The following is a 15,943-nucleotide window of genomic DNA, read 5'->3' on the forward strand; positions in this document are numbered from 1 at the left end:
AAGCGCGAGCCGGTGTGTCACCGAGCACGAGGCCCGGCACGGCGGCGAACCGTATGCCACTGATCATCTGCGGGCCCCCTTTCCAACGAGCTGGTCCTGCGCGGTTGTTCGTACGCTTTCACACAGGGTGGTCGAATGGCAACCGATTTATCACCGGCCCGACGCCCAGCCCTGCGGCACGCGTTCCAGCACGCCCGCACCGAACAACTCGTACAGCGGCAGGGACTCCAGGTGGACGTAGCCGATGTGGCAGTCGCAGACCGGCAACGGGCAGGCGCGCGGCCGCAGTCGGGCACGGTAGCTGCCGTCGTAGAGGTTGCCGAGGACGTCCCGGACGAAGTGGCAGCGGCGCACCGTGCCGTCGCCGTCCACCGAGAGCACGGACTCCCCGGTGCGGCACGGCAGCCCGGCGCTGGGGTGGGCGTTCCGGCTGTAGCCGAAGTGCGGGTCGAGGGCGGTCCATTGGGCGGCCTCGGCCTCGGTGTAACCGAGGCCCTCGGCGGCGTTGACCCACAGGTACACGTCCTCGGAGAGCCCGGCGCGCAGCCGGCGGGCCTCGTCGAGGTGCTCGGGCAGGCCGACGACGCCGACGCTGTAGCGCACGCCGAGCGCGTCCAGCTCCCGGCACTTGGCGAGGAACCGGTGACGGGTGATCTGGCCGGGGTGGAAGGTGACCCACAGCGCGAGGGCGTCGAGGTCCGCCTCGGCGAGCCAGCCCGTGCGACAGCTGAGGTTGGTCTGGATCGCGACGCGGCGCACGTGCGGCAGGCGGCTCAGTTCGACCAGCGCGCGGCGGTACCAGGACCGCACCAGCCCCTCGCCCCAGGGGGTGAACAGCAGCGACAGGGTGTCGCCGGTGCCCGCGCGACCGGCCGCCCAGGCGGTGAAACGCTCCAGTGCGGCCCGGTCGGAACGCAGTTGCTCCGGGCTGTCGCGCCGCTTGGCGAACGGGCAGTACGGGCAGTCGTAGTCGCAGGAGGCGAGCGGGCCGCGGTAGAGCAGGGTGAGGCTCCGACCGCCGTCCTCGGGCCGCGGTGCGGCGGAGGGCATGCCGAGGAAGGTCATTTCGCCTCGTACGCCGCCATCAGGGCCCGGACCTCGGGCGAGAACAGCATCGGCCCGACGGCGTCCGAGTGGGCGAGCCCCTCCGGGCTGAGCCGCAGGAACTCCGCGTCGCCTCCGGCGAGCCAGCCGCGCTCGGCGAACAACGCCAGCTCCGCCGGGAAGTCCTCGGCCGGCGAACCGCCGAACCGGGCACGGTAGTCGGCCAGCGGCATGCCCTCGGCCTGGAGCAGCGACTGCACCAGGTGCCGTCGGCGGGGCTCCGCGCCGCCCATCAGGTGGCCCACCTCGGCATGGTCGAAGTCCCGGGTGGCGACGTAGTCGTCGATGATGCCGCGCACCTCGGTGGCGTTCACCGCGTAGTCGAAGGAGTAGTGCAGCCGCGAGGTGTAGGAGCGGGCGCCGCAGCCCAGGCCGACCATGCCGTCGGTCTGGCAGGCGTACTCGCTCGCCCCGGCCTGGGGGGAGGCGGCGCGGCGGAACATCCGCATCGACACCTGCTGGTAGCCGTGGGCGAGCAGGTGGTCGCGGCCGGCCCGGTAGAGCGCGAGCCGGCGGGTGTCCCAGGCGGAGTGGCTCTCCTGCTCGCCGCGCCGGGCCAGTCCGGTCAGCGGGCGGACGTACAGCGGGTAGAGGTAGAGCTCCTCGGGCTGCCAGGCGAGCGCGGTGTCCAGCGAGCGGAGCCAGCTCGCCTCGGTCTGGCCGTCGATGCCGTAGATGAGGTCGATGTTGAGCACCGGGAACCCGGCGGCACGGATCCGGCCGAGCGCGGCCTCCACCTCGGCCCGCTTCTGCGGGCGGACGGCGGAGCGCGCCTCGGCGTCGTCGAAGGACTGCACGCCCAGGCTCAGCCGGGTGGTGCCCCGGGCGGCCAGCACCTCCAGCCGGTCGGCGGTCGCGGTGGCGGGCGAGGCCTCCACCGAGAGCGGCACCGCCCGCAGGTCGGCGCCCATCCGCCGCTCGGCGATGTCGCACAGCCGCTCCAGCTCGGCGGCCGTCAGATAGGTCGGGGTGCCGCCGCCGAACGCGGCCAGGGCGAACCGGGCCCCGTCGTCCAACGCGGAGCGCACCGCCGCGGCCTGGCGCTCCAGGGCGTCCAGGTAGGCCGTGGTCAGCCCCTCGGGGCTGCCGATCCGGGTGAACAGGTTGCAGAAGCCGCAGCGGACCTCGCAGAACGGTATGTGCAGGTAGAGCGAGAGCGCGTGCTGCGCCTCGCCGGCCCACAGTTCGCGCAGCGGCGGGCGCTCCGGCAGCGGGCGGTAGGCCGTCTTGTGCGGGTACGCGTAGACGTACGACTGGTACGGCGATTCGGGGCGCGGGGGTGCGGTGGTCATGCGCGCTCCCCGGAGGTCGCGGTGGCGCTCGCCGCTCGGGCGGGGAGCGTGAAGTGCGCGTACGGGACGGACCAGACCACCTCGTGGCCGATCCGGTGACCGGTGTAGCCGTCCTCGCCGTAGGCGGTGCCGTGGTCGGAGCAGACGATCGCGAAGCAGGGGCGGCGGGCGCTCATCGCGGCGAACAGTCGGCCGATGTGCGCGTCCACGTACTCCAGGGCGGCGGCGTGGCTCGCGCGGGAGTCCCCGTGCTCGCGGGTGGCTCCGGGCAGGTGGAACCAGTTCGGCTGGTGCAGCGCCGACACGTTCAGGAAGAGGAACAGCGGCTGTTCGGCGGACTGTCCGGCGGCGACCCGCTCGGCCCGGGCGACCTGCTCCTCGAAGGACGTCGGCGAGGCCACACCCAGCTCCGGCGCCCAGTGGCTCTCCTGGAAGAGGCCGGGCAGTACCGAACCCAGCGGGCCCTGCTTGTTGAAGAACCCGACGCCGCCGATGCACACCGTGCGGTACCCGGCGGCGGCCAGGGCCGTCGGCAGGTCGGGGGCGTCGAAGACCCAGGTGCGCGGGGCGGTGCTCTCGGAGCCGGCGAAGCGGGCCGCGAACAGGCGCGGGTGGGGGCCGTCCGGGGAGGCCGGCGTCGGCAGGAAACCGGCCAGGATCGCCTGGTGGGAGGCGTAGGTGAAGCTGCCGGGCGCGTGCCGGTGCTCCCAGCGGCCGTCGGGGAGGACGGCGGCGAGGTTCGGGATGCGGCCGGCGGCGGCCAGCTCCTCGGCGACGTCGAGGCGGAGCGTGTCGAGGGTGACGAGGAGGAGGTCGTGGGTGCCCACGACGGCGTTCATGTCGGGGGACGGGGCGGGAGTCCGGTGGTTCATCGAGCGGGTTCCGTGATCTGGTGGTCCGTCGCCGCGGGCGACGACGGGGAGGGGGCGGTGAGCGCGGCCAGTTGGGCGCCGTAGGTGTCGAGGCCCTCGGCGGGGCCGCCGGGCAGGCCGGTGAGGTTGGGGAGCAGGTCGCCGAAGGCGTTCACCTCGCCGACCAGGGCGCGCCGCCAGCCGGTCGTGGGCAGGACGTCGACGCCGACCATCGGTGAGCCGGGGAAACAGGCGGCCGCGCGCTCGGCCGTCTCCAGCAGGGTGGGCCAGGCCGGGCCCGCGGCCTCCCGGGCCAGCTCGACGCTGCCGCGGGCGCCGCCCAGGTGCAGGTTGGTCATCGGCCGGCCGCTGGTGCGCACCACGGCGTGGGTGGCCCGGCCGGCGACCACCACGACCCGTAGGTCCGCCGAGCGGCCGGACTGCGAGGCCTTCGGGATCCACTGCTCGACGTGCAGTCCGTCCGGTGCCAGGGCGTCGACGATCGTGGCGACCTCCCGCTCGGTGCGGTAGCGGCGCACCCGCAGCGAGTTGTGCAGCCGGCCGTCGGCCAGCTCGACCGAGGTGGTGGCCTGCAGCTGCCCGCGCGGCCCGAACTCCAGGGCGACCACCCCGGAGGCGGAGGAGCCGTGCGCCGGCTTGACGAAGACCCGGTGCAGGCCGGCGTCGGCGAGGCGCTCGCGCAGGTGGTCCCACCCGGCGACCTCGCCGCCCAGCGCCCTGGGCACCGGCACCCCGGCCCGGTCGAGCAGCGCGTGCGCCCGACGCTTGTCGAACATCACGCCGATCTCCTCCGGATCGCCGAGCAGCCGTACGCCGGGCCGGGCGGCGAGCGCGCGCAGTGCGGCCATGACCCCCGCGTACCAGGCGGCCGTGCCCTCGACCCTGGTGGGCGCGTAGCCGGGGCCGAGCGCCGGGCCGCGCAGCAGCCGGTCGACCTCCGGCTCCTCGCCGGGCGACTCGATGCGCAGCAGACCGGTCTCGGGCAGCCGGTAGCTGCCGCACAGCACGTCCAGCCAGGGCAGGACGGCGGGCTCGGGCAGCCCGGCGGCCCGGGCGGCGGCCGCGAACAGCGTCACCCGCCGGTGCCCCGGATTGCCGAGGACGGCCAACCGCACGGTCATCGCTTCCTTCCCCCGCCTACTCGGAGACCGAGACGTAGCGGTCGTCCTCGTCGTCCGGGTCGTCGCCCTCGGCGTCGCTGAGATCGAGCTCCACCCCGGACAGGGCCTCGCGCAGTCGCTCCTGCATCGCGTCGCTCAGGTAGTGGTGGTGCAGGTCGAGCTTGCGCAGATGGGTGAGCGGCTGGCCCTCCAGCAGGGCGGTGGCGCCCTCGTCGGAGAGCACGCCCATGGAGAGGTCGAGCGACTCCAACCGGGCGACCACCGGGGCGTGGGCGGCGGCGGCGGCGATCTCGTCCTGGATCTCGCTGTTGGCCAGCCCGAGGTGGCGCAGCCTCGGCAGCCGGGTGCCGTCCAGGAAGGGCGCCAGGTCGTCCGCCGTCGCGTCACCGCCGTACTCGTCCACGCCGAGCCAGAGGTCCAGGCGCTCCAGCGCGGGCAGTTCGGAGCCGGCCACCGCGCGCACCACCGTCGCCGGGAGGCCGCCGGACTCGAGGCGCAGGCTGCTCAGCCGGTCGTGCCGGACCGGCTCCAGGACGAGACCGCTCCCGCCGCGCACGGCCAGCGACCGCAGCCCGGGGAAGGCGTGCAGCAGCGGAGTGACGTCGGCCATCTCCATCCAGGAGATCTCGCACTCGTCGAAGGTCACCTCGCCGAGGAACAGCGCCTCCAGGGCGGGCAGGCGTGGTGCCTGGGCCGTGACGGCCTCGACCGCGGTGCGCACCGACGTGTAGCCGTCCTGCCACCAGGCGCCGATCACCACGGCGCGGACGCCGGCCGGGTCGACCTGTTCCAGGAAGGACTGCCAGAGCTGGACGAAGTCCTGCTTGGACCCGTACTCGAGGGACAGCCGCCAGGCGACGGCGCCCGCGGCGGGCCGCGGCCGGGCGTCGGCGGGCGTGAACTCGTGGATCGGCAGCTCGTGGAAGCGTTCGATGTGGCGGGAGACGGCCATGTCGGATCCTGATGGGTCGAGTGGTCGGACGGGGGCTGGACGGGGGTCGGACGGTCGGGAGGGCGCGTGCGGGAGGTGACGGTTACTCGGCCACGGCCACGTAGCGCCACCGGTCGTCGGGCTTGCCGGGCTCGGAGAGGTCGAGCTCGACCCCGGGCAGGGCCTGGCGCAGGCGCTGCTGCATCTCCTCGGTGAGGTAGTGGTGGTGCAGGTCGAGCTTGCGCAGGTGGGTCAGCGGCTGGCCCTCCAACAGGGCGGTGGCACCCTGGTCGGTCAGCACGCCCATGGAGAGGTTGAGCGACTCCAGCCGGGCGACGACCGGCGCGTGCGCCGCGGCGGCCGCGATGTCGTCCTCGAACTCGCTGTTCTGGAGGCCGAGGTGGCGCAGCGCGGGGAAGCGGGTGCCGTCCAGGAACGGGGCCAGGTCGTCGATCGTCGCGTCGCCGCCGTAGTTGTCCACGCCCAGCCAGAGCTCCAACCGCTCCAGGGCCGGGAAGTCGCAGCCGGCCACCGAGCGCACCACCGAACCCGGCAGCCCGCCCGCCTCGAAGCGCAGCGCCTCCAGCGCCTCGTGCCGCAGCGGCTCCAGGGCCAGACCGCCCTTGCCGTCCCAGTCCTGCGACGCGCCGCGCACCACCAGCTCGGCCAGCCGCGGGAAGGCCGTCAGCAGCGGCGTGATGTCGCACTGCTGGATCCAGGAGATCTCGCACTCCTCGTAGGTGATGTCGCCGACGAACAGCGCGCGCAGGGCGGGCAGCCGGCCGGCGGCGGCGACGATCGCCTCCATCGGCTCCTGGAAACCGTCCGGCTCCTCCGGGGCCCACTGGCCGATCACCAGCGCGGTGACCCGCTCGGTGTCGACGGCGCCCAGGAACCGCTCCCAGAGTTCGGCGAAGGTGACGTCGGACTCGTAGTCGAGACCGACCTTCCAGGCGACCGAGGCCGCGTCCGGCAGCCGGACGGCGCCGGGCCCGCCCTTCTCCTCGGCCGCCTCCGGAGCGTTCGCGAAGTCGAGGACGGGCAGGCCGTGGAACCGCTCGATGTGGTCGTTGACAGTCATGCGCTGCTCCTCCGGGGATCTGGGCCGAACAACTGTCTACCAGCCGGGACTGACAATCCGGTGGTCGGGTCGCCGCCCGGGCGCGTTGTCAGACCCTTGCTCTACGTTCTGGTCCTGGCTCCGGAGAGTGACCGCGGCAGGTGCGGTGGAGCCGTGGGTTCCGGCGTCCGCCGGGGTCCGGCCGTACGGCGAGGGAGGACTGATGTACCGCCAGGGCGATGTGCTGATCGTGCCGGTCGAGGAGAGCGCGGTGCCGCCGAGGGCGGCGGAGTCGGCCGTCCAGCCCCGGGACGCGCGGGGCCGGATGGTGCTCGCGCTGGGCGAGGTCACCGGGCACGCGCACGCCGTGGTCGGCCCCGGCGAACTGCGACGGGAGGCCGGGCCCTTCGGCGCGGGCTGGCTGCACCTGCCCGAGGGCGGCCGGGTGGTGCACGAGGAGCACGCGGCGATACCGCTGCCCAAGGGCTGGTACCGGGTGGTCCGCCAGCGTGAGTACGTCCCGGGCGCGGTGCGGATGGTCGCGGACTGAGTCCAGGACGCCCGCCGGGCCGGGGGCCGGAGGGCGGAGCGGGTACGAGGGCGGAGCGCGGCCGGGGCCGCGGCACGGAACGGGAACGGACGACCGGGCGGGGAGCCCGGCCGGGAACGGAGCAGGGATGGAGACGGTGATCCACGACGAGGTCCACGGCGGGGCGGCGCAGGCGCCCGCGCCGCCCGGGCCGGCCGAGGTGACGGCCCGTTGGCGGGCGGCCGCGGCGGCCACCGGGACGGGCGACCGGACGGAGGCCGAGCGCGCCGTCCGGGCCGCCTACCGGGCGGCCGGGCTGCCCGAACCCGCGGCGATCCGCTGGTTCGGCTCGCCGCTCGCCGCGACGGAGGCCGCGCTCGAACTGCGCGCCGCCGGAGCGGAGAGCGTCCGCGAGGCCGTGCGCACCCGGCCCTGGGAGGAGGCCCGGCGACGGGCCGTCGCACGGGTCGGTGCCACCGGGTGGGCGGGCCACTGGGCGCTCACCGGCGGAGAGCTCGGCCCGGTCACCACCCCGCTCGCCGACCGGCTGCGCAAGGCCGTGCTCGACCGGCTCGCCCCCGAGGCGGACCGGGAGGCGGATGTCGCCGTGGCCGAGGAGGCCCGGGCGCGGCGCACCACCGTCCGGCTGGCCCTGCTGGACGCCGTGCGGGGCCAGCACGACGCGCCGTGGTTCGCCGCCCTGGAGGCCGCCGGCTCGGTCGCCGACGCCGTCGCACCGATCGCCGAGCTGGCCCGGCAGGCCGGCTGGTGGTGGCCGTACCGGGAGGTGGCCCTGCTCAGCGAGCGGCCGACCGCCCTGCACCGTGACGAGGCGGGACGGCTCGACCGGGCGGACGGCCCCGCCCTGGAGTACGCCGACGGCTTCGCCCTGCACGCCTGGCGCGGCATGCCCGTCCCGCCGGAGTTCCTGGCCGGACTGGCCGAGGCGACGGTCGAGCGGATCCGCACCGAGGAGAACGCCGAGCTGCGGCGCGTCCTGCTGGAGCACTACGGCTACGAGCGCTACCTGGCCGACTCCGGAGCCGAGCCCGTCCACCGGGACGAGACCGGGGTGCTCTGGCGGATCGTCCTGCCCGACGACGAGCCGGTCGTGATGGTCGAGGTGGTCAACTCCACCCCCGAGCCGGACGGCACCCACCGCACCTACTGGTTGCGCGTCCCCCCGAGCACCCGCACCGCGCGCGCCGGGGTCGCCTGGACGTTCGGCATACCCGAGAGCGCCTACCACCCGCGGCGCGAGACCTGACCGATGACGCTTCCCGGCGTCCGGAGCAGGCACCCGAGCCGCGTGTGTTGACCCTTACCCCACGTCAGGCCGCACGGTGGGGGCGCAACGAACGCACGGACGATCGGAGGGACGCATGAGCTGGTCGGTGGGACAGGTCTCCGGCTTCGCCGGGGTCACGATCCGGACCTTGCACTACTACGACCGGTCCGGGCTGCTCTCGCCCAGTGAACGCAGCCCGGCCGGGTACCGGCTCTACAACGGGGCGGACCTCGCCAGACTCCAGCAGGTCCTCTTCTACCGGGAGCTCGGCTTCCCGCTCGACGAGATCGCCGAGATCCTGGCGGACCCGCAGGCCAACGCGCTCGACCACCTGCTGGCGAGACGCCGGGCGCTCACCGAGCAGATCACCCGGCTGCAGAAGCTGGTCGACGTCGCCGAGCGGGCCATCGAAGTCCGGCGCACCGGCGTCGAACTGACGCCGGAGGAGCGCTTCGAGGTCTTCGGGGACGTGGTCTTCGACCTCAGCTACGCGGCCGACGCCCACCTCAAGTGGGGCGAGCGGGGCAGCCACCAGGAGGCCCTGGCCCGTGCCGCCGGCCACTCCAAGGAGGATTGGCGGCAGCTGATGGCGGAGGCCGCCGAGTGGCGCGGCAGGCTGCTGGAGGCCTTCGACGGGGGGCTGCCGGTCGACGACCGCGCCGTCCTGGACCTCGCCGAGCAGCACCGGCAGCACATCACCCGGTGGTTCACGCCCTGCCCGCCGGAGATGCACTGCAGGATCGCCGACGACTACGAGGCGGACGCCCGCGCCTTCGCCCTCGTCGTCCCGCCGGCCGAGCAGCGCCCCGGCCTGGCCGGTTACCTCCGCGCGGCCATCGGCGCCAACGCCGAGCGGTGCGGCGGGACCGGCGACGAGGAGGCGGCCCGGTGAGGATCCTCGTCATGGCCGCCGGCTCCCACGGCGACGTCGCCCCCTACACCGGTCTCGGGGCGCACCTGCGCGACGCGGGGCACGAGGTGGTGCTCGCGGCGCCCGAGACCTTCCGCGAGCTGGTGGCCGGCAGCGGCCTCGACTTCCGCCCGCTCCCGGTCGATCCGCGCGGGGAGGGCACCCGGCCGACGGGCGGGCGCTCCGAACTGCTCGCACGGGCCGCGGCCTTCATCGGGCAACTGGGCGACGGGCTCGCGGACGCCGCGGCGCCCGGAGCCGATCTGCTCCTGCTGAGCACCACCACCGCGCCGCTGGGCTGGCACCTGGTGGAGGCCATGGGTGTCCCGAGCATGGGGGTCTACCTGCAACCCACGCTGCCGACACGGGAGTTCCCGCCCGTCGTCGGAGGTGCCCGCCCGCTGGGGAGCTGGGGGAACCGGGCGGCGGGAGCGCTCGGCCAGCGGGTCGTCGACCGTCTGCACGCCGAGGCCGCACGCCGGTTGCGGGCGCGGCTGGGCCTCCCCGCGCTCTCCCAGACCGCGCGCCGACGGGCGGTGGAGCGGGCGAACTGGCCGGTGCTGCACGGCTTCAGTCCGACCGTCGTACCGAGACCGGCCGACTGGCGGCAGGAACTGCGGGTGGTCGGCAACTGGTGGCCGCACGTGGCGGAGGACTACCGCCTCCCCACCGAGGTCGAGGACTTCCTGCGGGACGGGCCGCCGCCGGTGTTCATCGGGTTCGGCAGCATGGCGGCGGGTCAGGGGGAGCGGCTGAGCGCCCTGGCGGTTGAGGCGCTGCGGCGGGCGGGCGTCCGGGGTGTGGTGCAGGCCGGCTGGGCCGGGATCACCGGGGCGGGCGACGGTGTGCTGACGGTCGGCGAACTGCCCCACGCCCGACTGTTCCCGCGGATGGCGGCGGTGGTGCACCACGCGGGTGCGGGCACGGCGGCCGCGGCGCTGCGCGCGGGTGTGCCGAGCGTCCCGGTCCCGGTGACGGCGGACCAGCCGTTCTGGGCCGACCGGCTCACCCGGCTCGGAGCCGCCACCGCTCCGGTCCGGTTCGCCGAACTGACGGCCGACCGTCTGGCGGAGGCCATCCGCCAGGCCGTCGAGGAACAGCGGCTGCGGGCCCGGGCGCAGGGGGTGGCCCGCGCGATGGCGGGGGAGGACGGCGCGGGCCGGGTCGCGGAGGTGGTGGTGGCCATGGGCCGGTAGCGGAACCGCGGGTGGTCGGGCCTCGGGCCTGCCTGCCGGGGCAGGGCAGACCGACCCGAGCCCCGTTACGGGATGCGCGGGTGTCACACCGAGGGGAGTGCGGAGGCCGTCGGGCGCGGCGCGGACGTCAGGCGCGCAGGCCGTGCCGTCTGGTGTACACGAGGTGGAAGGCGAGCAGCGGAGCGGCGATCACCGGCAGGCTCAGGTTCATGGCCGCCGGGGCGGCGTCGACGGGAAGGAGGTATGCGAAGGAGACGGCGAGCGGGAGGAGGAGATTGATCAGCAGGGGTAACAGGACGGCGGCTCGGCGAGGGGAGGCGTGAAGGGGCACTTGGTCTCCTCGTTCCTGCTCGCGAAGGCGAACAGGGTGACCGGCTCAGGCCCGTAGGCGCGGGCGTCGAAGTCGTCCCCGGCGGACAGCCGGTTGGCGGCCGCATCGATCGCGGCGCGGATCGCCGTGGCCATAGCCAGGCCGTCAGCCGGTGTGTTCGTCAGCCGGCCGGGCCGTCAACCGGTCAGGCCCTGCGGGCGATCAGGACGGGCTGGAAGAAGCCGGTGTCGACGGGCTGCTCCCAGCGGGTGCCGGTCAGGCCCGCCTCGGCGGCGAAGGCGCTCAGCTGGTCCCGGGTGAGCGCCCAGTAGGTGGCGCGCCGGACGGCGACGTCCCACTGCCCGGCCTCGTCCGGCAGGAGTCGGAAAAGCTCCAGGTCGTACCGTTCCCCGTCCTCGTGCCACTGCCAGAGCTGGAAGAGGACGGACCGCCGGCCGCCGTGTTCGGCGGTCTGCGGCAGAGTGGAGGCGGGGCGGGTGCGGAGCAGTTCGTCGTACGGGCGGGTGGTGACCAGCAGCAGTCCACCGGGGCGCAGGACCCGTCGCATCTCGCCGAGTGCGGCGCGGACGTCCTCGGCCGTGAGCAGGTGGGGTAGCGCGTTGTCGGCGCAGACGACGACGTCGAAGTGCCTGTCAGGGAAGGGGAGTCCACGCATGTCGGCGGCGGTGACGGGCAGCCGGAGCCCGCGCGAGGCGGCCTCGGCGGCGGCGCGGGCGGCGGAGGCCGGACTCAGGTCGGTGCCGGTGACGCGGTGCCCGAGCGCGGTCAGACCGATCGCTTGGGTGCCGATGCCGCAGGCGCAGTCCAGCACCTCGGCGGGGCGGTCGCCGAGGCCGGCGCGGATCAGGGTGTCCAGCGCGGCGCCCTGGCGGGCGAGCGAGGCGTTCCAGTCGGGGTAGAGGAGGTGGTAGTCGTCGGCGAAATCGTCGTAGAAGCGGCCGAGTGCGGACTGGCTCATGGCGGCAGGGTCTCCTCGGGGGTCTGAGCAGCTGAGGGGGGTGCCGACCGGACCTGGGAATCGGCGGGCGGGCCAGGCGTTCCAGTCGGGGCGGGCAGGCGGGGCGGGCGAAGGCCGGCGGATCGCCGGACCGTCCGTCACAGCGCCATCCTCGCCCGCGGGTGCCACCGCGGAGTACCGGTTTTCGGGGCCGGGCCCCGCGGCCCGTTTCGCGGACCGGCGGCGCGGACGGGGATGCCGTCGCGACCGGGCAGCGTCGGAGTGCCGGCGCGCGATCGTGCCCGGGGACCGAGGGACGGAGGGGCCGGAAGACCGCTGCGGCCGAGGGCCGAGGGGTCGAGGGGTCGAGGGACCGGATGGTGCCGGGAAACGCGGTCGGGCCCGGGCGTGATGCCCGGGCCCGACGTTCAGCAACCCCTGGGGTTCCGGTGACGCGTCAGGGGGTGCGTTCCGGGTTGATGGTCCACTGCTGGTTGGCCTGCAAGCCGGGGCAGTTCCAGATGCCCAGGCGGGTGCCCTGGTCCGTCGCCCAGGCGGGCAGCTCCAGGCACCGGCCTCCGGGGTTCCCGGCGTCGACCGTTGCGGGCAGGTAGATGCGGCCGTCGGGTCGAACGCTCCACTTCTGGCCGGTGGCGCCCGTGCACGTCGAGAGGACGACGCGGGTTCCGTTGCCGAGGCCGTTGTCCTGGGTGGAGAGGCAGTAGCTGCCGGCGCGGACCGAGCCGTCGGTGGCGAAGTTGAAGCGCTGGTTGACCGAGTTCCAGCAGCCGTAGATGGCGACCTCGGCGCCGTTGCGGGGGCCGTTGACGGCGTCCATGCACTGCCAGCTCACGCTGTTGGGGTGGACGGAGACGCTGGCGTCTGCGTAGCCGAGGGATTGCCAGGCGTCGAACCCGTCGACCTTGCTCTTCGCGCCCGTGCCGCTCTTGCCGGGGAAGGCGGTGATGGCGTTGCTGTTGTTGATGGCCCAGAGGTCCGGGTAGCCGTCGTTGTTGAGGTCCGCCGCTCCGACGCGCGGCTGGGCCGAGACGGTCCAGTCGGCTCCGGTGAGGATGGGGACTCCGCTGCCCGGCTTGGTGAGGGCCGTGTAGTCGACGGTCGGGACGCCGTACTCGTCCTTCTTCCAGGTGATCGGGTAGGCGTAGATGTTGCCGTTGGTGCGGTGCCGGGCCCAGACGGTGGCCTGGTAGGTGGTGTCGGTGGTGCCGGGAACCGTGGTGGCGCCGTTGGCCGCTCCGGGGTTCAGGATCTCGTAGTCGGCCCAGGAGGCGCCGTCGACGGTGGGGATCAGTTTGGCGGTGTCGTCGACGTCGTCGGCGAGGCCCGGGGTGAGGAGGTACAGGCTGGTTCCGGAGGCGGTGGTCTCGACCGACAGGATGGAGGTGCGGGTCATCATGACGGTCTTGGAGGTGTCGACCGGGTCCTTCCCGACGGCCTGTCCCTCGGGGGTGCCGATGGCCACGGTCTGGACGGCGTTGGCCCAGTTGCCGTTGGCCTGCCAGTTCGGGCACGCGGCGTGGGTGTCGATGGTCTCGCACGTGCTGGGCCGGGTGACGACGCCCGGGGTGATGGTGTCGTAGCGTCCGGTGCCGTCGTTGGTGACGACGTAGAGGTACTTCTTGAGCTCCTGGTTCGTGGTGTTGTGCGCGATGATCTGGTCGACGGCCTGGCCGTCGCGCAGGGTGCCGTGGTGGCTGATCTGGTAGTCGGACCAGGTGACGCCGAACTCGCGGTTGCGGGGGGCGGCGGCGGCCGGTGCGGCGAGGGACGTGGACGGGTCCACGGTGCCGCCGATGATGCGCAGGTCGCCGTTCCGGTCGGGGGTGACGAGGTCGGGCTTCTGGTCGTTGTCCACGTCACCGAAGAGGGGCTGGGTGCCGGGCTTCCACGGGACGTAGAAGTTGTAGACGGCCGGCTGGCTGTAGTTGCCGGCGTTGTCCATGGCCCAGGCGTAGAGCGTGTTGGTGCCCCACTGGCGCGGCTGGAAGCCGTACGGCTGGCCGGGGGAGGAGGTTCCGCTCTGGCCGCAGCGCCAGCCGACGACCGGGGTCGGGTCGGTGCTCACCCGGACGCAGGCGATGCCCGAGGCCTGGAGGCCGGGGCCCGGTGCGGGGTCCTCGGCGTTGATGGAGAAGCTGCCCCAGTCGTTCATGTACTTGGCCGGGCTGGGGTTGGGGGTGCCGGAGGGCGGGAAGTCGGTCGAGCTGATGCTGACCCGCGGGTTGGTCTTGTCGACGCGGAAGTAGCACCAGGCGCTGTCGGGCGAGGTGAGGATCTCGTCCGTCGCGCGGGCGACCCAGCCGTACTGGTGGCCGTCGGACAGCGAGCCGACGCTGACCGACGGGCCGGGGTCGTTGTAGGTCCCTCCCCAGGAGCCCGGCACCGCACTGAAGTTGGGGTCGTTGTCGTCCCACATGTGGTAGCCGGTGTAGAGGTTCTGGCCGGCGGGGGACCAGCTGTTGGCGGTCAGCCAGATGGTCTGGTTGCTTCCGACCCAACCGGGGTTGTCCCAGGGGTGGGCGCCTCCGCTGCTGCACTCGGCGGTGCTGCCGTTGGCGGCGAAGCCCGGTGCGGGGCTGGTGCGCGGGTACCAGACGGTGGGGGTGATGTCGTAGGTGGTGGTGATGCTCGGGTTGTTGCCGATGTTGTGGCGGTAGCTCTTGTCCCACTCACTGCTCTGCGGGGCGATGCCGACGGTCCACCAGGGCCAGTGCTCGGCCGCCGCCTGCTTCATCATGCCGGTGACGTCGATGGCGAGCGGGCCGGTGCCGGTGAGCCACTGACCGTTGACCGCCGGGCAGTTCTCCATGACGAGGTTGCCGTTGGTGCCGCAGGGCTGGTCGTTCCAGCTGGTGTGCTCGTGGATGGGCCTGGGGGCCGAGTACACGACGAAGGGCGTGTTGGTGCCGGGGCTGGAGGCGCTGGTGACCTGGGCGTTGAGGACGGAGCTGGAGATCGTCGGAGGGCTCTGGGCGCCGTTCGGCACGGTGTAGAGGGCGGGGTTGATGCCGAACTGGAAGTAGGCGCGCTGGCGGCCCTCGGAGCCGCAGTCCAGGTTCGGGTCACTGCTGTGGTAGCCGCAGTACCCGGTGGCCAGGTTGGACTTCTTGTTGAAGTTCTCGGCCGTCTTGTGGTTCTCCTGGACCTCGACCGATCCCTGCACCGAGCTGGTGGCGGCGATCAGTGACGGATCCAGGTACCACGGTCCGCTGCCCGAGCCGAGGGAGTCCTGGTCCGGGGTCAGTTCGATGGCCGAGGCGGTGACCTTGGTGGCCATGGCCGCGACGTTCGCGCCGTCGCCCGGTTCTTCGGCGCTGGACGGGATGCCGGACGGTCCGCCCGCCGGTGCGGAGGAGGCCGCGGAAGGAGCGGCGGAAGGAACGGCCGAAGTTACGGCGGAAGGAACGGCGGAAGGAGCCGCGGCCAGGGCGGTGCGGGGCGTCGAGCGGGAAGAGCGTTCCGCCGGAGCGGCCGTCCCGGAGGCGGGCTTGCTGGAGTCCCACTGGAGCGGCGCCGGCGCGCGGAACCGTGCGGTGCCGCTCTCGTCGGCGACGGTGATGGCACCGCTCGCGTCGGAGGTCACGGTGAGGCCGTGCGCGGAGAGCGGGAACGTCAGGGACTTCAGGGCCGGGCTCTCGGCGGCCGCGCGGGTGCGGACGACGATTACGTCGCGCCAGCCGCCCTGGGGCAGTGAGGTCAGCTGGAGGTCGACGTCCGGCAGGACGTCGCGGTAGGTGGCGGTCGCCCCGTCGAGGACGGGCTTGGGCAGCGGGAACGGGGCGCCGATCGCCAGGCTCTTGCCGTCGTCGGTGGCCACGGTGGCCATCGGCCCGTCGCCTCCGCCCGAGAACGTCAGCTTGGTGCCGGCGACTGCCGGGCTGAGCGTGCCGTCGCCGTTCGGCCGCAGGGTGGGGTCCAGGTCGGCCCATGCGCCGTTCTGCCTGGTCCGTACCGCCTGGGCGTTGTCGGTGCTGGTCAACGTGCCGTCAGGGTTGGCCGTCGTCCTGGACGTCCCGGTGGTGAGGGCGTCGACGACGACCGGCTTGCGGGTGCTCTTCGCCTGGGCCCGGGCGTTGAGCACGGCCTGCTGTTCGTGGGTGCGGGCGGGGTCCGGGCCGTTGGGGACGACGGGCTTGATCCCGCCCGACGGGCCGTGGGGCGGTGTCGGGTCGGCTGCGGTGGCGGCGGGAGCGCCGAGCGACGCCAGGCCGAGGACGGTGGTGAGGGCGAACGTCGCGAGGCGTGCGGGAGCGCGCCGGGGCCTTCGGGCGCGTGTGCCGCCCGGTCGCCGTGACGAGGTGGAGTTCATGGGGGTGGTGCTGTTCCTTCGAGATGTCCGCTCCATGCGCGA

The 15,943-nt window shown here is 73.8% G+C and carries 14 protein-coding genes; 4 read left to right on the plus strand and 10 right to left on the minus strand.

Features of this window, described 5'->3' with window-relative positions; genetic code table 11:
* Positions 1-150 precede the first annotated feature (150 nt).
* From ACWD4P_RS12870 to ACWD4P_RS12895, 6 genes are all read right to left on the minus strand, one after another.
* Positions 151-1,050 (minus strand): STM4011 family radical SAM protein, encoded by a 900-nt coding sequence (locus ACWD4P_RS12870; protein ID WP_449779601.1) that lies wholly within the window; start codon positions 1,048-1,050, stop codon positions 151-153.
* 11 nt (positions 1,051-1,061) lie between these two features.
* On the minus strand, positions 1,062-2,396 hold the full coding sequence (locus ACWD4P_RS12875; RefSeq protein ID WP_449779602.1) for an STM4012 family radical SAM protein: 1,335 nt from the start codon (positions 2,394-2,396) through the stop codon (positions 1,062-1,064).
* Complete coding sequence (locus ACWD4P_RS12880; RefSeq protein WP_449779637.1) at positions 2,393-3,235, minus strand: STM4013/SEN3800 family hydrolase; 843 nt, start codon at positions 3,233-3,235, stop codon at positions 2,393-2,395. Before ACWD4P_RS12880 ends, ACWD4P_RS12875 begins: the two co-directional genes overlap by 4 nt.
* Before the next feature lie 29 nt (positions 3,236-3,264).
* Positions 3,265-4,389 carry an STM4014 family protein gene (locus ACWD4P_RS12885; protein ID WP_449779603.1) on the minus strand — a complete coding sequence of 375 codons (1,125 nt, stop codon included), beginning with the start codon at positions 4,387-4,389 and terminating at the stop codon, positions 3,265-3,267.
* A gap of 16 nt (positions 4,390-4,405) precedes the next feature.
* Complete coding sequence (locus tag ACWD4P_RS12890) at positions 4,406-5,341, minus strand: STM4015 family protein (protein ID WP_449779604.1); 936 nt, start codon at positions 5,339-5,341, stop codon at positions 4,406-4,408.
* A gap of 82 nt (positions 5,342-5,423) precedes the next feature.
* Positions 5,424-6,401 carry an STM4015 family protein gene (locus tag ACWD4P_RS12895; RefSeq protein WP_359829507.1) on the minus strand — a complete coding sequence of 326 codons (978 nt, stop codon included), beginning with the start codon at positions 6,399-6,401 and terminating at the stop codon, positions 5,424-5,426.
* A gap of 202 nt (positions 6,402-6,603) precedes the next feature.
* On the opposite strand from ACWD4P_RS12895, the gene ACWD4P_RS12900 reads away from it, so the two are divergent.
* The 4 genes from ACWD4P_RS12900 to ACWD4P_RS12915 all read left to right on the plus strand — a co-directional run bounded on the left by ACWD4P_RS12900 (position 6,604) and on the right by ACWD4P_RS12915 (position 10,303).
* The gene (locus ACWD4P_RS12900) at positions 6,604-6,930 is read left to right on the plus strand and encodes a hypothetical protein (protein ID WP_359829508.1); all 327 of its coding nucleotides are present in this window, start codon (positions 6,604-6,606) and stop codon (positions 6,928-6,930) included.
* Between the two features lie 127 nt (positions 6,931-7,057).
* The gene (locus ACWD4P_RS12905) at positions 7,058-8,176 is read left to right on the plus strand and encodes a DUF6745 domain-containing protein (RefSeq protein ID WP_449779605.1); all 1,119 of its coding nucleotides are present in this window, start codon (positions 7,058-7,060) and stop codon (positions 8,174-8,176) included.
* Positions 8,177-8,291: 115 nt separating this feature from the next.
* Positions 8,292-9,089 carry a MerR family transcriptional regulator gene (locus ACWD4P_RS12910; protein WP_449779606.1) on the plus strand — a complete coding sequence of 266 codons (798 nt, stop codon included), beginning with the start codon at positions 8,292-8,294 and terminating at the stop codon, positions 9,087-9,089.
* A complete protein-coding gene (locus ACWD4P_RS12915) occupies positions 9,086-10,303 on the plus strand; it encodes a glycosyltransferase (RefSeq protein ID WP_449779607.1) in 1,218 nt (405 codons plus the stop codon). Before ACWD4P_RS12910 ends, ACWD4P_RS12915 begins: the two co-directional genes overlap by 4 nt.
* Before the next feature lie 127 nt (positions 10,304-10,430).
* Here the strand turns inward: ACWD4P_RS12915 and ACWD4P_RS12920 are convergent, their stop codons facing one another.
* The 4 genes from ACWD4P_RS12920 to ACWD4P_RS12935 form a co-directional block, all read right to left on the minus strand.
* Complete coding sequence (locus tag ACWD4P_RS12920; RefSeq protein WP_449779608.1) at positions 10,431-10,634, minus strand: hypothetical protein; 204 nt, start codon at positions 10,632-10,634, stop codon at positions 10,431-10,433.
* Positions 10,583-10,768: a hypothetical protein gene (locus ACWD4P_RS12925; RefSeq protein ID WP_449779609.1), complete on the minus strand. Its 186-nt coding sequence runs from the start codon at positions 10,766-10,768 to the stop codon at positions 10,583-10,585. The genes ACWD4P_RS12920 and ACWD4P_RS12925 overlap by 52 nt, the downstream gene beginning before the upstream one ends.
* Before the next feature lie 50 nt (positions 10,769-10,818).
* Positions 10,819-11,592 carry a methyltransferase domain-containing protein gene (locus tag ACWD4P_RS12930; RefSeq protein WP_449779610.1) on the minus strand — a complete coding sequence of 258 codons (774 nt, stop codon included), beginning with the start codon at positions 11,590-11,592 and terminating at the stop codon, positions 10,819-10,821.
* A gap of 436 nt (positions 11,593-12,028) precedes the next feature.
* On the minus strand, positions 12,029-15,901 hold the full coding sequence (locus ACWD4P_RS12935) for a ricin-type beta-trefoil lectin domain protein (RefSeq protein WP_449779611.1): 3,873 nt from the start codon (positions 15,899-15,901) through the stop codon (positions 12,029-12,031).
* Positions 15,902-15,943: the final 42 nt, after the last annotated feature.

The sequence above is a fragment of the Kitasatospora sp. NPDC002543 genome (assembly GCF_053594915.1).

Coding starts and splice junctions, on each gene's coding strand:
- ACWD4P_RS12905 (WP_449779605.1), top strand. CDS start 7,058: ATGGAGACGGTGATCCACGACGAGGTCCACGGCGGGGCGGCGCAGGCG.
- ACWD4P_RS12875 (WP_449779602.1), bottom strand. CDS start 2,396: ATGACCACCGCACCCCCGCGCCCCGAATCGCCGTACCAGTCGTACGTC.
- ACWD4P_RS12935 (WP_449779611.1), bottom strand. CDS start 15,901: ATGAACTCCACCTCGTCACGGCGACCGGGCGGCACACGCGCCCGAAGG.
- ACWD4P_RS12885 (WP_449779603.1), bottom strand. CDS start 4,389: ATGACCGTGCGGTTGGCCGTCCTCGGCAATCCGGGGCACCGGCGGGTG.
- ACWD4P_RS12880 (WP_449779637.1), bottom strand. CDS start 3,235: ATGAACGCCGTCGTGGGCACCCACGACCTCCTCCTCGTCACCCTCGAC.
- ACWD4P_RS12895 (WP_359829507.1), bottom strand. CDS start 6,401: ATGACTGTCAACGACCACATCGAGCGGTTCCACGGCCTGCCCGTCCTC.
- ACWD4P_RS12870 (WP_449779601.1), bottom strand. CDS start 1,050: ATGCCCTCCGCCGCACCGCGGCCCGAGGACGGCGGTCGGAGCCTCACC.
- ACWD4P_RS12930 (WP_449779610.1), bottom strand. CDS start 11,592: ATGAGCCAGTCCGCACTCGGCCGCTTCTACGACGATTTCGCCGACGAC.
- ACWD4P_RS12900 (WP_359829508.1), top strand. CDS start 6,604: ATGTACCGCCAGGGCGATGTGCTGATCGTGCCGGTCGAGGAGAGCGCG.
- ACWD4P_RS12925 (WP_449779609.1), bottom strand. CDS start 10,768: ATGGCCACGGCGATCCGCGCCGCGATCGATGCGGCCGCCAACCGGCTG.
- ACWD4P_RS12890 (WP_449779604.1), bottom strand. CDS start 5,341: ATGGCCGTCTCCCGCCACATCGAACGCTTCCACGAGCTGCCGATCCAC.
- ACWD4P_RS12910 (WP_449779606.1), top strand. CDS start 8,292: ATGAGCTGGTCGGTGGGACAGGTCTCCGGCTTCGCCGGGGTCACGATC.